This is a genomic window from Roseobacter weihaiensis, from assembly GCF_020622345.1.
In the GTDB taxonomy this organism is placed as follows: Bacteria; Pseudomonadota; Alphaproteobacteria; order Rhodobacterales; family Rhodobacteraceae; genus Roseobacter; species Roseobacter weihaiensis.
The window spans coordinates 60,792-75,131 of the sequence record NZ_JACNMO010000015.1 but is presented as its reverse complement, the minus strand read 5'-3'; the positions used below and the strand labels follow the sequence as shown (position 1 = coordinate 75,131).

Genomic DNA, 14,340 nt, shown 5'->3' with positions numbered 1-14,340 from the left:
ACAAGTTGCGATGGGTATTGGCGGCAAATTTACCATTAAATCCGCAGCAAGAGATTTGGTGTAATGCACGCGTATTCCCCGATATCTCTGCCGACCGGGGCGGCTTTGGAAAAATGGGCGACCCGCGTCATGGACGTGATCTTGCATATCGGGGCACACCGCACTGGTACGGCCAGCTTTCAGGCGTATATGCGCAGCCAGTCCGAGGCGCTGACCGCGCGAAAGATCGGATTCTGGGGACCCAAGCGGACCCGCCGATGCCTCTATGACGGCCTTGTCGATCAGAACGTGCAGATCGACGGCGGCACCATGACCGATGCGGGCCAGCAGCGCATGCAGCGTCACCTCAGCCAACTGGCGCGGCAGGGGATCGAAACGCTTGTTGTCAGTGATGCGGATATGATGGGAACCGTTCGCTCAAACCTGTCGTCGGGCAGGCTCTATGCGGACGCAGGTCCCCGGATTGCGCGGCTGATGCGCGCGTTTGAGGGGCATGTGACGTCGGTTGTGCTCAGTATCCGCAGTCTTGAGCTCTACTGGTGTTCGGCGCTGGCCCATGGGGTCTCTTGCGGACACCCGGTGCCGGAGCGTTCTGCGCTCAGAGAGCTGGCGCTGGCCCCTCGGGGATGGCGCGACGTGATCGCTGATGTTGCAGCGGCGGCCCCGCAGGCGCGGATTTCAGTGCATCCCTTTGAGGCCTATCGCGGACAGCCTGAGCTTTTCGCGGCGCGTGCCGTAGAGATCGACGCACCGCGCAGTGCGCAGCGATATTGCCTGAACCGGTCCCCCCAGCTCCCCGATCTGCGGCGCGCGGTGGCCGGGCAGGGGGTGGACGGTGCTGAGCTGCCCTTTGGGATGGGCCGCTGGAACCCCTTTACAACCGAAGAGCATGCGGCGCTGCGGGAACTCTACGCGGATGATATGATGTGGCTGACAGCGGGCGCAGAGGGCCTGGCCACACTGATAGAGGAAAGTCACCAGAGCAGAGCGGGAAAAACCCAGCCGTCGGTGACACACAGAAAAGGACAATTCGATGAGCTCGAAGAAAGACATATGGCGCGACCTGGCTGAAGCTGAACTGCGCGGCAGGCCGGTTGAAGACCTGACATGGCATACGCTTGAAGGGATCGACGTCCAGCCGATCTACACAGAGGAAGACCTTGAAGGGCTGGAACATCTGGGCTCCACACCGGGCCAGGCACCCTACACGCGCGGCGTCAAGGCGACCATGTATGCAGGCCGTCCCTGGACGATCCGCCAGTACGCCGGGTTCTCCACTGCCGAGGAATCAAATGCCTTTTACCGCCAGGCCCTGGCCAACGGTCAGCAGGGTGTGTCGGTCGCCTTCGACCTGGCCACGCACCGCGGATACGACAGCGACCACCCGCGTGTTGAGGGCGATGTGGGCAAGGCCGGGGTCGCCATCGACAGCATTGAGGACATGAAAATCCTGTTTGACGGCATCCCGCTCGACAAGGTGTCGGTTTCGATGACGATGAACGGCGCTGTGATCCCGATCCTGGCGAATTTCATCGTGGCAGGCGAGGAACAGGGTCATGATCGGGCGGTTCTGTCCGGGACCATACAGAATGACATCCTCAAGGAATTCATGGTGCGCAACACCTATGTCTATCCGCCCGAACCCTCAATGCGGATCATTGCGGATATCATCGAATACACCTCGGCCGAGATGCCGAAGTTCAACTCGATCTCGATCTCCGGCTACCACATGCAGGAGGCGGGGGCGAACCTGGTGCAGGAGCTGGCCTTTACCCTGGCGGACGGGCGCGAATATGTGCGCGCGGCCATCGACCGGGGCATGGATGTGGATAAATTCGCGGGCCGGCTCAGCTTTTTCTTTGCCATCGGCATGAACTTCTTCATGGAGGCCGCGAAACTGCGCGCCGCCCGTCTGCTCTGGTCGCGGATCATGGCGGAGTTTGAGCCCAAGAATCCCAAATCCTCCATGTTGCGGACCCATTGTCAGACATCCGGTGTCAGCCTTCAGGAGCAAGACCCCTATAACAATGTCGTCCGCACCGCCTATGAGGCGATGAGTGCGGTGCTGGGCGGCACGCAGTCGCTGCACACCAATGCGCTGGACGAGGCGATTGCTTTGCCCACCGAGTTCTCCAGCCGCATCGCGCGCAATACGCAGCTGATCCTGCAGGAAGAAACCGGTGTGACCAATGTGGTTGATCCACTGGCGGGCTCCTACTATGTCGAAAAGCTGACCGCCGATCTGGCAGAGGCCGCCTGGGCGCTGATCGAAGAGGTTGAAGAGATGGGCGGCATGACCAAGGCCGTGGCCACCGGCATGCCCAAGCTGCGGATCGAAGAGGCCGCGGCAACCCGGCAGGCGAACATCGACCGCGGCACCGAAGTCATCGTGGGGGTGAATAAGTACCGTCGCGACAAAGAAGACCCCATTGATATCCTCGATATTGACAATGCCGCCGTGCGCCAAAGCCAGATTGCGCGGCTTGAGGCCGTGCGCAGCACACGCGACGCCGAGGCCTGCGACGCGGCTCTGGCCGAAGTGAGCCGCCGCGCGGAAGAGGGTGGAAATCTGCTCGAAGCGGCGGTTGAAGCGGCCCGCGCCCGGGCCACAGTAGGAGAGATCAGCATGGCGATGGAAAAGATATTCGGCAGGCACCGCGCCGAGGTCAAAACCCTCGCCGGTGTCTACGGGGCGGCCTATGAGGGCGACGCGGGCTTTGCGGCCATCCAGAAATCGGTTGAGGATTTTGCCGAGGCCGAGGGGCGCCGCCCCCGGATGCTGGTCGTCAAGATGGGACAGGACGGGCATGATCGGGGGGCCAAGGTTATCGCGACGGCCTTTGCCGATATCGGGTTTGATGTCGATGTCGGCCCGCTGTTCCAGACCCCGGCGGAGGCGGCCCAGGATGCAGTGGACAACGATGTCCATGTGATTGGGATCAGCTCGCAGGCCGCCGGGCACAAGACCCTCGCACCCCAGTTGGTTGCGACGCTGAAAGAGGCAGGGGCCGAGGACATTCTGGTCATCTGCGGCGGGGTGATCCCGCAGCAGGACTACCAGTTCCTCTATGATGCCGGCGTCAAGGCGATCTTTGGTCCGGGCACCAATATTCCCGAGGCTGCGCAGGACATCCTCAAGCTGATCGCAGCAGCACGGGCGTGATCGCTTTCGATCATATCGCGGTTGCGGGTGAAACTCTTGCGGCAGCGCAAGCCCATGTCGAAGAGGCGCTGGCTGTCGCCCTGCAACCGGGGGGCACGCATGATGTGTTTTTCACGCATAACGCGCTGTTGGGGTTGGAAGACGGGCTCTATCTGGAGGCGATTGCCATCAATCCGGAGGCGCCCACGCCTACCCGTCCGCGCTGGTTTGATCTGGACCGGTTTTCCGGCCCCGCACGGTTGACGAACTGGATTTGCCGGACCGATGACCTGGAGCAAACGCTTGCGCAGCTGCCGGACGATCTCGGCGTGCCGGTTGACCTGCAACGCGGCGCGATGCGGTGGCGGATGGGCGTGCCGGAAAGCGGGATACTGCCCTATGACAACTGTGCCCCGGCGTTGATCGAATGGCGGACGGAAACCCATCCCTGTGATATGTTGAACGCCTCTGGCGTGCGGCTCCGCCAGCTTGTTGTGCGGCATCCAGAGGTGTCCGAGCTGCACGCTGCGCTGTCGGGGCTTTTGTCCGATGACAGGATCCGTTTTGAAACCGGCCCCGCTGGCCTGCAGGCGGCGTTTGCAACGCCCCATGGCGTGCGGGTGATTGAGGGGTGATCCGCGCGGCGACCGTCAACGATGCGCTTCAGATCGCAGAGTTGTGGAACTGGATGATCCGGGACACTCTGGCAACCTTCACAACCCAGGAAAAGTCTGCAAAGGAGATCGAAGATCTGATTGCGGAACGTGAGGGCCAGTTTCTTGTGGCCACGGCGGGCAATGCCCTGACCGGGTTTGTGACCTTTGGCCCCTTCAGGTCCGGACCCGGTTACGCTGAGACCTGCGAACACAGCATTGTGGTCGCACCTGCCGCCCAAGGTCAGCAGATCGGTCGCCGGTTGATGCATCAGGCCGAGACCGCCGCGCGTGCGGGCGGCTATCACGTGATGGTGGCGGCAATCAGCGGTGCGAACCTGCAGGCGGTTGATTTTCACACTGCGCATGGGTTCACCACGGTCGGGCATCTGCCCGAGGTGGGCCAGAAAGCAGGTCAGCGGCTTGATCTGATCCTGATGCAGAAAAACCTAATGACAGACCGATGATGGCCTGACATGCTGACGGGCAGCGGCTATGATCTTGACCATGTCCATTTGGTCCCGCATATCTGACGCCCTGTCCGCCCTGGCGGCGGGCGAAGGGCTGTCGGCTGTTTTTGATCGGTTGCGCAGCCCGCCCGAACGCTCCGTCGCCTTTACCATTGCTGTCATCGCGCTCGGGGCAAAGATGGCCAAGGCGGACGGCCAGGTGACCCGCGATGAGGTGACCGCCTTTCGCGAGGTGTTTCACATCGCGGCACAGGATGAGGCCGGGGCCGCCAAGGTCTTTAATCTTGCGCGGCAGGATGCGGCGGGCTTTGAGGAATATGCCCAGCGGATCAGCGTGATGTTTCAGGGCGAAACAGGGACGCTGCGCGACTTGCTGGAGGGGTTGTTTCACATCGCGATGGCGGACGGGTTCTATCACCCAAACGAGAATGCGTTTTTGGAGGAGGTAACCCGGATCTTCGGTCTGCCCGAGGCTGAATTCAAGGCGTTGCGGATGCGTTTTGCACCGAATGCGCCAAAGGATCCCTACACGGTTCTGGGGGTGACCCCCGACATGTCGGGCGAGCAGATCCGCCGGGCTTATCGGCGGTTGGTGCGCGAGAATCATCCTGATGCGATGATCGCGCGCGGCGTGCCCGAAGAGGCGCTGCAACTGGCGCAAAAACGGATCGCAGATATCAACCGCGCCTGGGACGAGATCGAGGCACAAGACGCCTGATGCGGCTGGCCACTTACAATGTTGAGTGGTTCAATACGCTCTTTGACGATGACAACAGGCTGCAGCGCGACCAGACGTGGTCGGCGCGCTACAAGGTCACGCGGCAGGCACAGGCCGATGCTTTGGGTCATGTCTTTGCGGCGATGGATGCCGATGCGGTCATGGTGATCGAGGCCCCGGATTCGGGCAGCAAGCGGGACACAATCAGCGCGCTTGAAGATTTTGCGCAAGTCTATGGCCTGCGCACCCGCGCGGCCATTCTGGGATTTGCCAATGATACCCATCAGGAGATTGCAATGCTCTATGACCCGGATGTGCTGACGTTGCAGCATACGCCCCGGGCGGGCCATCTGGACATCCCCCGTTTTGATGGGGTGTTTTCCATTGATCTGGACGTGGATGCGACCAAGGACGCTGTGCGCTTCTCCAAACCACCGCTGGAACTCTCGGCTCTGACGGCATCGGGGTTTGAATTTCACATGATCGGTGTGCATCTGAAATCCAAAGCACCCCACGCCGCCAAATCCCCCGATGACATTAAACCTGTGGCAATCGCCAATCGCCGCAAACAGTTGGCGCAGGCGATATGGCTGCGCGCCCGCATCGACCAAGTGCTGGACGAAGCGCTGCCGCTGATCGTGATGGGGGACATGAACGACGGGCCGGGGCTCGATATCTTTGAGGATCTTTTTGGCCACTCCTCCGTTGAAATCGTCTTGGGGCGCGGGGCGGGCCGCCAGCTCTATGATCCGCATGCCGAACGCGCGCTGACGCATCGGTTCGGGCCGGCGCCGACCACCGCGCGGTTCTGGATCAAGACCGAAAAAAGCTATCTCCAGGCGCTCTTGGATTACATCATGGTCTCCCCTGATCTGCGCAGTCTGGGGCCAAGTTGGCGCATCTGGCACCCGCTAGACGATCCGGCCTGCTGGGCGGATGAGGCGCTGCGGCAGGCATTGGTCACCGCATCGGACCATTTTCCAGTCTCGATTGACTTGGCCGTCTGACCTGTCAGAATCGCAAAACCTGCGGTATCATATTGGCTATGAAAAAGATTTTTGCCATTTTTGTTGCGCTGACCTTGCCGCTCGGCCCGCTGGCCGCGCAGGACGACGACGGCACCTCCTTGATGGAGCGCGGCGCGCAACAGTTTCTCGAGGGGCTTTTGCAAGAGATAGAACCCGCCTGGACCGAAATGCAGGGGTTCATGGATGCGATGGGTCCGGCGATGATCGAGCTGATGGAAGAGGTCAAGGACTGGTCCGTCTACGACCCGCCCGAGATACTAGACAATGGCGATATCATCATCCGTCGCAAACCCGATCCCGAAAACCGCCCCATACCTGATCCTGAACGCGACCCCGCGCCTGAGCTTACGCCGCAAATCGAGCTCTAACGGACTTGCTTGACCTCGACGCTGGCTTCCATCGAGGCCGCGAGCGACATCAGCCGGGCCTCGGCGACCTCACCAAAGAGCGGGACCATATCCTGTGTCAGGCGCAGTTGCAGATGTTTTTTCTTTGGAAACCAGCGGAATGTACCGCGTTCTGCATCTTGGGTCATCCACAGCATTGACCCAAAGCGCATGGCTTTTCCCAGGATTTCCGCATCGCGCTGATCGCGTTCATCGATCAGGTCGTAAAGCTCGGCAAAGCGGGTGCCCTCGCGTTTGTTGGAGTAGCGATGCAAGAGGGCAAGCCCGAGAAACACCCGCTCTGAATGCTTCAGCCCGCCCAGATTGGCGCGGGTCGCGTTGTCAAAACAGGTCTCTGCGCGGTAGTCGGGATGGGCGCGCCAACTGACGTCATGCAAAAGGCAGGCGGCTTTGATAAGTCTGCGCCGTGCAGGCGGTGCGGACTTGAACAGCGGGTGGATGAAGCCGTAGAGCGATTTGCCAAACCCCGGCATACGCGCGTCTTTGGCCTCGGCAAAGCGACAGGACTCGATCAGCGGGTCCCGGTCGCGCAGACGCTGGGGCATCTGCTCATAAAGCATCCCCTCACGGATGCCGTAAGAGGAGATTGCGATATCCTTGGGTTTGAACGTTGTGATCAGACGGCTGAGCACCTCCGCCGCCAGCGGAACAAGGTTCATGCGCGCGTTAGAGATCCCGCAGGCGCTGCGCAGCGCATCCAGATCGGAGGCGTCGATGTATTTCACCGTGGCGCTGACCGAGCGGGCCGTCATCCGGTATTCATGCAACACCTGTAGCGGGTAGCCGCGCCGGTGCATATCGATCCGCGCAATGGCACGCCAAGACCCCCCCACCAGAAACAACCTGTCGCGCTGGAGGCCCATGGCCTCTTCGAGCTTTGCCATTGTGTCCTTGATATGGATGGCGCGGCCTTTCTTGCCGCCCTTGATCTCGCGCAGCTTCAGCGGCCCGAGAGACGAGGTCACGCGCCGCCCGACGCGGCCTTCGGCGATTTCGGCCAGCTCCATCGAAGAGCCGCCGATATCGCAGACCAGGCCGTAAGATCCCGGCCAACCCAGCAGGACCCCCTGCGCAGAGAGGCGCGCCTCCTCCTCGCCGTCAATGACCCAGATGCGCAGCCCCGTTGTGCGCCGGACCTCTTCGCAGAAGTCCGCGCCATCGCTGGCATCACGTATCGCCGCTGTCGCCACGACGGTCAGGGTCGGCAATCCCATGCCCTGCGCCAGATGCTGAAAGCGCCGCAGCGCATTGAGCGCGCGCACCCGGCCTTCGGGGTTCAGCACACCGGATTGCGACAGCCCGGCGCCGAGGGCGCACATGATCTTTTCGTTGTAGAAATATGCCGGGCTGCGCGCAGCCCCGTCAAAAACCACCAGCCGGACCGAGTTCGAGCCCACATCCACAACACCCACTCGCGACAGGGCGCGTGCGCTCGGATCCTGAAACAAAGCCTGCCCGAAAAGACCAGCGTCCGGATGGCCGATGTCTGCGGGTCGGGGCTTTTGCAGCGTCTGGTTCATAGGCATTCGGATATTGTTCCGGTGCAGCCTGTTCAAAAAACACTGCCGGGTCAATGCACAGATGGCAAGATAGTTGATGCGGTTCGTCCGATTTTGACCCCGAAGGGGGTCAGTCTTCGGTATGGGTCAGCTTCGGGACATCCGAGGCACCCGCCGATCCGCGCCCCGACAGCGACGGATTCTCCATGAAAAAGCGGTGACAGTTAAAGGCAAAAGTCCCCTCAGGCAGGGGCGGGCGTTCAAAGACACCATCGGGTCCCATGACCCAGCTTTGCGCCACATCGGCCAGATTGGCGGCGAGGATCTGACTGACGATTTGCGCTTTGACAGTGGGGTTCTCGATCTCCACCAGAGTTTCAACGCGACGGTTGAGGTTGCGCCCCATCCAATCCGCCGAAGAAATAAACACACGGGCCTTCTTATGCGGCAGCCCGGCGCCATTGCCAAAGCACACGATGCGGGAGTGTTCCAGAAACCGACCGACGATGGATTTCACGCGAATATTGTCGCTGAGCCCTTTGACGCCGGGGCGCAGACCGCAGATCCCGCGAATAACCAGACTGATTTTGACGCCTGCCTGACTGGCCGCATAAAGCGCATCGATCACTTCGCTGTCGATGAGCGAGTTCATCTTGGCCCAGATCACGGCAGGCTTGCCCGCATGGGCATGCCCGGCTTCGGCTGCAATCAGCTCCAGCAGGCGTGGCTTGAGCGTGGTGGGCGAGATTGCCAGATTGTCGAGCTTTTCGGGCTGTGCATAGCCCGACAGGTAATTGAACACCTTGGTTGCATCGCGTCCAAGGGCCGTATCGCAGGTAAAAAAGGACAGGTCCGTGTAGACCCGCGCTGTAATCGGATGGTAGTTGCCGGTGCCATAATGCGTATAGGTCACCAGCTGATCGCCCTCGCGCCGCACGATGGTCGAAATCTTGGCGTGCGTTTTGAGATCCAGAAAGCCGTAGACCACATGGGCGCCCGCCCGTTCCAGGCGCCGCGACTGGCGGATGTTGGCGGCTTCGTCAAAGCGGGCCTTGAGCTCAACGAGGGCTGTCACGGATTTGCCGTCTTCCGCGGCCTCGCAGAGTGCTTCGACAATGGGGCTGTCGCGCGATGTGCGGTAGAGCGTCTGTTTGATCGCCACGACATTCGGGTCACGTGCTGCCTGCTGGAGGAAGCGCACCACCATGTCGAAAGTCTCGTAGGGGTGGTGCAGCAACATGTCCTTGTTATGGATCGCCGCCAGCATATCGCCATCGTGATCGCTCACCCTTTCAGGCACCCGGGGCGTGAAATTGGGCCAGAGCAGATCGGGTCGGGCATCCAGCACGAGTTCCTTGAGGTCGGACATGCCGACCATGCCATTCAGTTCGATCACCTCATTCTGATCAACGCCCAGCTCCTCCATGATGACCGATTTCAGCTTGGCCGGAGCTCCGGCGGAGTGGGTGAGCCGGACAACTTCACCGCGCCGGCGTCGTTTCAGCGCCACTTCGAATTCGCGCACGAGGTCTTCAGCTTCTTCTTCGACCTCCAGATCGCTGTCGCGCAGAACGCGAAACTCGAAATAGTCCTTCAGTTTATAGCCTGGGAAAAGCTGCGTGATGTTTATCACCAGCAGTTCTTCAAGCGGCAAGAACCTGTGGGTTCCGCTCTCGGCGGGCAGCGGCACAAAGCGGTCGATCTGCGCCGGGATCGGCAAAAGCGCTTGCAGCGGGCGCTTGTCTTGGGTGCGTTCCAACTGCAACGCCAGTGCGTAGCCCGTGTTGGGGATGAAGGGAAACGGGTGTGCCGGGTCAATCGCAAGCGGCGACAGCACCGCAAAGACCTGGGTCAGAAAAACTTCGTCTAGGTGTTTCTTATCCGCCGCCGTCAGGTTGTCGCGGCGCAGCACCGCAATGTTCTGGTCTTCCAGTTCGGACAGGAGCGCCATCAGCACCCGTTGCTGCGTTTCCATCAGTTTGCGGGCGTTGTTGTCGATCAGGACCAGTTGCTCTGTCGGGCTGAGCCCGTCGGCCGCCGGCGTGGTGTTGCCGGCCATCGCCAGTTCACGCAGGCCCGCCACGCGCACGGTGTAGAATTCGTCAAGGTTGGTGGCGGAGATCGACAAAAAGCGCAGACGTTCCAGTAGGGGGACGCGCGGGTTTTCGGCTTCTTCCAGCACGCGCCAGTTAAAGCCAAGCCAGCTCAGTTCGCGGTTGAAAAACCGCTCCGGGCCCGAGATATCAAGATCAGGAATGTCGACGGCGTCCGGGAAATCGGCGGACAGGAAATCTGATTGTGTCATGGCGGCCTTTTTGGCGGAGAGTGTAACGGCTGAATGACAGTTATCGCGCAGGCGGCACGCGGTTGTCCAGCACTGCCGCCGCGAAGCTGCGGGTAATAGGCCGTTTTTCGGCGAGAGACGCCGCATCGAGTGCCGCCACGATGTCACGCGCCGCCGCAAAGGAACGATCAATCCGCCGGATCAGATAGGGGATCAGATCTGGTTTGGGCGTGATCTGCCGATCGGAAAAGAGCTTGGCCAGAACCGCCGACAGCAGCGCATCGTCGGGCGTTTTCAGGGCGACAGCATGTGTTCCGGCAATGCGGCTGGCCAGATCCGGCAGATCCAGCGCCCAATGGGTGGCGGCGCCTTCACCGGTCAGAAGGAGCGCGTGGCCTTCTGCCAGCACCAGATTGTGCAGATGAAAGAGGGCGGTTTGCGCCTCTGCGTCGCCTGCGATCTGCGGGACGTCCTCGACAGCGACCTGACCTTGGGCCAGCGTTGGGATATCCAGGTCGGACAGGTCGGCAGCGGCACAGATTTGCGCGCCGCTGAGGCTGGCCCATACATGGGTCAGATGGGTTTTGCCTGATCCTTCGGGCCCTGTCAGCACCAGCTTGCGCCCGGCCCAGGTCTGCCAGTCTTCGATCAGCGTCACGGCCAGCGCATTGGACGCAGCCACCAGAAAATCGGCGCGCCCCAGGGCAGTGATGCCTGGCAGATCCAACCCCAGCTGTCGCGGCATGTTAAGGCGCGTCCTCGCCGTCGCCGCGTCCCCGGTAGAGCAGAGAGCTCTTGTATTGCGACACCGCAAAGCGGGTTATCACACCGAGTGCGGCCGCAACAGGCACAGCCACCAACATGCCCACGAACCCAAAGAGCGCTCCGAAGACCGACAGCGCCAGCAAGAGCCAGACCGGATGCAGACCCACGGAGTTGCCGACAAGCTTGGGGGTGATGACATTGCCTTCCAGCACCTGTCCCACCGCAAAAATACCGGCCACGATGCCGATGGACACCCAATCGCCCCAGAATTGAAAGAGCGCCAGACCAATGGCCAAGGCGCCGCCGATCAGCGCCCCGAGATATGGGATGAAGGTGACTAGACCTGCGACAAACCCCACGACCAGCCCGAATTGAAGGCCTGCAATCATCAGGGCGATGGCGTAATACGAGCCCAGGATCAGACAGACGGTGCCCATCCCGCGGATGAACGAGGCCAGGGTTTCGTCCACTTCGCGGGCAAGCTGACGGATCGTCGGGGCATGGTCGCGCGGCAGCAGCGTGTCGATCTTGGCGATCATATTGTCCCAGTCGAGCAGTAGATAGACTGCCACGACGGGGGCGATCACCAGCAGGACCAGCACGTTCACCAGCGACAGCGCCGAGGTCAGCGCGGTTTCAAGCAGCGCCGCTCCGCGGCTCTGGATCGTCTCGCCGATGGACTGGATCGATTGACGCAGGGCCGAGCCTTCGTCGAGCAGGGTGGGGAAGCGCTCCGTCAGAAAGTTGGCGATGTTTCTGGCGTATTCGGGCGCCACATTGACCAGTTGCAAGGCCTGATCCACCAAGGTGGGGATGACCAGCAGGGCCAGAACCACAAACAACAAGACACCTGCCAGCGTGATCATGGCAGTCGCGGCGACGCGACTCAACCCCATCCGCTCCATCCGGTCGGCAACCGGGTCGAGAAAATAGGCGATGGCGCCGCCCAGCACAAACGGCAAAAGCACATGACCCAGAGACCAGAGCGCCACAAGAAAGACCGCTGTCGCGATCCCCCAGTAGGTCACTTGTTCGCGCACGGGCAGGGCCATTCACGCTCTCCGGTTCTGACTGGCGTTCACATCGCGCATCGGGCAGCGCGTTGCAAGGGGCAGCGGCGAAAAACCCGTCCGGGCTCCGCGCATCGCGGTTTGCAAGACAAAAGGCCTCGCCCCCGCGCTCATGCTTTTTCGGGGTCAAATCCGCCCGGTGAAGGGCATGCCATGCGGCGTGCGGCAGCATTTGCCCAGAAGATGGGGTATAGACCGGTCTTTGCGATGTTTTCCGGCTCCGCCAGCGCCTTGCGCCTGCCCGGGGAGGCCTGTTTCGCGATTGCGGGGCAGGGCGCTTTCGCCTAATCAATGGAAATATCTGAGCTGAGAGGATCCCCAATGCGCCTGACCCGATATTTTATGCCAGTGCTGCGCGAAAACCCTGCCGAGGCGCAGATCGTCAGCCACCGGTTGATGCTGCGGGCGGGCATGATCAAGCAAAACGCGGCGGGGATCTATTCTTGGTTGCCGCTGGGGTTCAAGGTGCTGCGCAAGATCGAAAGAATCGTGCATGAAGAACAGATGCGGGCGGGCCACATCCCCATGCTGATGCCGACGCTGCAACCTGCCGATCTGTGGCGCGAGAGCGGGCGCTATGACGCCTACGGACCCGAGATGCTGCGCGTGCGCGACCGGCAGGACCGCGATATGCTCTATGGTCCCACCAATGAGGAAATGATCACCGACATCTTTCGCAGCCACGTGGGCAGCTACAAGGATCTGCCGCTGACGCTCTATCATATCCAGTGGAAATTCCGCGACGAGATTCGGCCTCGGTTTGGGGTAATGCGGGGCCGGGAGTTCTATATGAAAGACGGCTACAACTTTGATCTGACAAAGGAAGACGCGCTGCACGCCTACAACCGCCACCTGGTCAGCTACCTGCGCACCTATGAGCGGATGGGTCTGCAGGCGATCCCGATGCGGGCGGATTCAGGCCCCATCGGCGGCGATGACACACATGAGTTTCTGGTCCTGGCCGAGACCGGCGAATCCGAGGTTTTTTACGACAGTGCAGTCACCGATCTGACCTTTGGCGACCGCGCGATCGACTACGACAATGTCGCGCAATGCGCCGGTGTGCTGGAGGAGTTCACCTCGAAATACGCCCGTACGGATGAGACCCACGACGAAGCGCTTTTCAACCAGATCCCCGAAGAGCGTCGCAAAGTGGCGCGGGGCATCGAGGTGGGACAGATATTCTATTTCGGCACCAAGTATTCCGAGGCCATGGGGGCCACCGTGCAGGGGCCGGACGGCAAACCCACACCCGTTCACATGGGCAGCCACGGGATTGGTGTCAGCCGATTGGTGGGGGCCATCATCGAGGCCAGCCACGACGACAAGGGGATCATCTGGCCCGAAGGCGTGGCACCCTTCCACTGTGGGATCGTCAACCTCAAGCAAGGCGATGCAGCGGCAGATGCGGCCTGTGATACGCTCTACACATCGCTGACCGCGCTGGGACTGGAGCCGCTTTATGATGACCGCAATGAACGGGCCGGGGGTAAATTTGCCACCATGGACCTGATTGGCCTGCCCTGGCGGATCACTGTGGGCCCGCGGGGCCTCAAAAACGGTGTGGTCGAACTGACCAGCCGCCGCACCGGCGAGAGCGAGGAGCTGCCCCCCGAGGCGGCGGTGAAAAAGATTGCCGAGATTTATCGCGGCGCTCACCCGGCCGAACATGTGGAAATGATGAAAACCCGGTCGTTTCACACCTATATCTGAGGCTTTGCCTTGCCCGCTCACTCTGCTATCCTGCACCCGCCTCCTGGGGGAGAGCAGGAGCAGGACATGATCCTTCGCAGTGTTGTGCTGGCCCTTGGGCTGGCGGGTGGCCTCGGGGCCGCCCAGTTTCCCGCCTATTCGCAACAGTACATGCAACGCCTTGGGGGCGCTGTGGATGCGCTGGCGCAGGTGGTTGCGGATTTTGACGCCTCTGCTGCGGCCCTCGGGCTGACCCGGCATCAGGCGCTGGCGCAGATGCAGGGCACGGCCTTTGTCGAGGCGCGCCGTCACGACATGGAGCAGACCTTCACCCGTTTCGACGTCCTGAGAGAAGATCTGGAGGTTTTGCAGGATCTGGGGCCTTTCATGCGTGCCTATCACGCAACGCGTCTGACCGACCGGGAGGTGGCGCAAGGGGCTTGGGAGGCGTTTGAGCCCGCCTTGCCGATGAGCTTTGCAAGTCTGGCTTTTGCGGCTTTCGGGTTTTGTGTTTCAGCCCTGGGCGGTGGCGCGCTTTTGGGCATGCTGCGGCCGGGCCGCCGCAAGCGTCCAATGGCTGCTTGACCCTCTGGGCTGGGTGCCGCAGGTTGC

14 protein-coding genes are annotated in these 14,340 nt (G+C 61.4%); 10 read left to right on the top strand and 4 right to left on the bottom strand.

Annotated features, from left to right (window positions below):
* Positions 1-63: 63 nt before the first annotated feature.
* From H7847_RS16340 to H7847_RS16310, 7 genes are read left to right on the top strand one after another with little or no spacing between them, the layout of a single operon-like run.
* Positions 64-1,071, top strand: coding sequence for a hypothetical protein (locus H7847_RS16340; RefSeq protein ID WP_227270552.1), 1,008 nt, complete (start codon positions 64-66; stop codon positions 1,069-1,071).
* Positions 1,034-3,163, top strand: a complete 2,130-nt coding sequence (scpA, locus tag H7847_RS16335; protein ID WP_227270551.1) for a methylmalonyl-CoA mutase — start codon at positions 1,034-1,036, stop codon at positions 3,161-3,163. Before H7847_RS16340 ends, scpA begins: the two co-directional genes overlap by 38 nt.
* The gene (locus tag H7847_RS16330; RefSeq protein ID WP_227270550.1) at positions 3,160-3,777 is read left to right on the top strand and encodes a VOC family protein; all 618 of its coding nucleotides are present in this window, start codon (positions 3,160-3,162) and stop codon (positions 3,775-3,777) included. The genes scpA and H7847_RS16330 overlap by 4 nt, the downstream gene beginning before the upstream one ends.
* The gene (locus tag H7847_RS16325) at positions 3,774-4,262 is read left to right on the top strand and encodes a GNAT family N-acetyltransferase (protein ID WP_227270549.1); all 489 of its coding nucleotides are present in this window, start codon (positions 3,774-3,776) and stop codon (positions 4,260-4,262) included. The genes H7847_RS16330 and H7847_RS16325 overlap by 4 nt, the downstream gene beginning before the upstream one ends.
* 40 nt (positions 4,263-4,302) lie before the next feature.
* Positions 4,303-4,983: a molecular chaperone DjiA gene (locus H7847_RS16320; protein ID WP_227270548.1), complete on the top strand. Its 681-nt coding sequence runs from the start codon at positions 4,303-4,305 to the stop codon at positions 4,981-4,983.
* Positions 4,983-5,990, top strand: coding sequence for an endonuclease/exonuclease/phosphatase family protein (locus H7847_RS16315; RefSeq protein ID WP_227270547.1), 1,008 nt, complete (start codon positions 4,983-4,985; stop codon positions 5,988-5,990). The genes H7847_RS16320 and H7847_RS16315 overlap by 1 nt, the downstream gene beginning before the upstream one ends.
* Positions 5,991-6,028: 38 nt before the next feature.
* Entirely contained in the window at positions 6,029-6,379 is a 351-nt protein-coding gene (locus H7847_RS16310; protein ID WP_227270546.1) for a hypothetical protein, read from the top strand.
* Here the strand turns inward: H7847_RS16310 and H7847_RS16305 are convergent.
* From H7847_RS16305 to H7847_RS16290, 4 genes are all read right to left on the bottom strand, one after another.
* A complete protein-coding gene (locus H7847_RS16305) occupies positions 6,376-7,938 on the bottom strand; it encodes a Ppx/GppA family phosphatase (RefSeq protein ID WP_227270620.1) in 1,563 nt (520 codons plus the stop codon). The two genes, H7847_RS16310 and H7847_RS16305, sit on opposite strands and share 4 nt — an antisense overlap.
* Positions 7,939-8,047: 109 nt before the next feature.
* A complete protein-coding gene (locus H7847_RS16300; RefSeq protein ID WP_227270545.1) occupies positions 8,048-10,222 on the bottom strand; it encodes an RNA degradosome polyphosphate kinase in 2,175 nt (724 codons plus the stop codon).
* A 40-nt stretch (positions 10,223-10,262) separates the two neighbouring features.
* A complete protein-coding gene (locus H7847_RS16295; protein ID WP_227270544.1) occupies positions 10,263-10,946 on the bottom strand; it encodes an HdaA/DnaA family protein in 684 nt (227 codons plus the stop codon).
* A gap of 1 nt (position 10,947) precedes the next feature.
* Positions 10,948-12,018 carry an AI-2E family transporter gene (locus tag H7847_RS16290; RefSeq protein WP_227270543.1) on the bottom strand — a complete coding sequence of 357 codons (1,071 nt, stop codon included), beginning with the start codon at positions 12,016-12,018 and terminating at the stop codon, positions 10,948-10,950.
* 171 nt (positions 12,019-12,189) lie between these two features.
* Here H7847_RS16290 and H7847_RS26795 point away from each other — a divergent pair, with 171 nt between their 5' ends.
* From H7847_RS26795 to H7847_RS16280, 3 genes are all read left to right on the top strand, one after another.
* Complete coding sequence (locus H7847_RS26795) at positions 12,190-12,324, top strand: hypothetical protein (RefSeq protein WP_264479603.1); 135 nt, start codon at positions 12,190-12,192, stop codon at positions 12,322-12,324.
* A gap of 33 nt (positions 12,325-12,357) precedes the next feature.
* Positions 12,358-13,749 carry a proline--tRNA ligase gene (proS, locus tag H7847_RS16285; protein WP_227270542.1) on the top strand — a complete coding sequence of 464 codons (1,392 nt, stop codon included), beginning with the start codon at positions 12,358-12,360 and terminating at the stop codon, positions 13,747-13,749.
* Positions 13,750-13,815: 66 nt separating this feature from the next.
* The gene (locus tag H7847_RS16280) at positions 13,816-14,313 is read left to right on the top strand and encodes a DUF2937 family protein (RefSeq protein ID WP_227270541.1); all 498 of its coding nucleotides are present in this window, start codon (positions 13,816-13,818) and stop codon (positions 14,311-14,313) included.
* Positions 14,314-14,340 lie beyond the last annotated feature (27 nt).

What these genes read in the sequence shown, in the direction of transcription:
- H7847_RS16340 (WP_227270552.1), top strand. Translation starts at nt 64, where the DNA reads ATGCACGCGTATTCCCCGATATCTCTGCCGACCGGGGCGGCTTTGGAA.
- scpA (WP_227270551.1), top strand. Translation starts at nt 1,034, where the DNA reads ATGAGCTCGAAGAAAGACATATGGCGCGACCTGGCTGAAGCTGAACTG.
- H7847_RS16320 (WP_227270548.1), top strand. Translation starts at nt 4,303, where the DNA reads ATGTCCATTTGGTCCCGCATATCTGACGCCCTGTCCGCCCTGGCGGCG.
- H7847_RS16315 (WP_227270547.1), top strand. Translation starts at nt 4,983, where the DNA reads ATGCGGCTGGCCACTTACAATGTTGAGTGGTTCAATACGCTCTTTGAC.
- H7847_RS16310 (WP_227270546.1), top strand. Translation starts at nt 6,029, where the DNA reads ATGAAAAAGATTTTTGCCATTTTTGTTGCGCTGACCTTGCCGCTCGGC.
- H7847_RS16305 (WP_227270620.1), bottom strand. Translation starts at nt 7,938, where the DNA reads ATGAACCAGACGCTGCAAAAGCCCCGACCCGCAGACATCGGCCATCCG.
- H7847_RS16300 (WP_227270545.1), bottom strand. Translation starts at nt 10,222, where the DNA reads ATGACACAATCAGATTTCCTGTCCGCCGATTTCCCGGACGCCGTCGAC.
- H7847_RS16295 (WP_227270544.1), bottom strand. Translation starts at nt 10,946, where the DNA reads ATGCCGCGACAGCTGGGGTTGGATCTGCCAGGCATCACTGCCCTGGGG.
- H7847_RS16290 (WP_227270543.1), bottom strand. Translation starts at nt 12,018, where the DNA reads ATGGCCCTGCCCGTGCGCGAACAAGTGACCTACTGGGGGATCGCGACA.
- H7847_RS26795 (WP_264479603.1), top strand. Translation starts at nt 12,190, where the DNA reads ATGCGGCGTGCGGCAGCATTTGCCCAGAAGATGGGGTATAGACCGGTC.
- proS (WP_227270542.1), top strand. Translation starts at nt 12,358, where the DNA reads ATGCGCCTGACCCGATATTTTATGCCAGTGCTGCGCGAAAACCCTGCC.
- H7847_RS16280 (WP_227270541.1), top strand. Translation starts at nt 13,816, where the DNA reads ATGATCCTTCGCAGTGTTGTGCTGGCCCTTGGGCTGGCGGGTGGCCTC.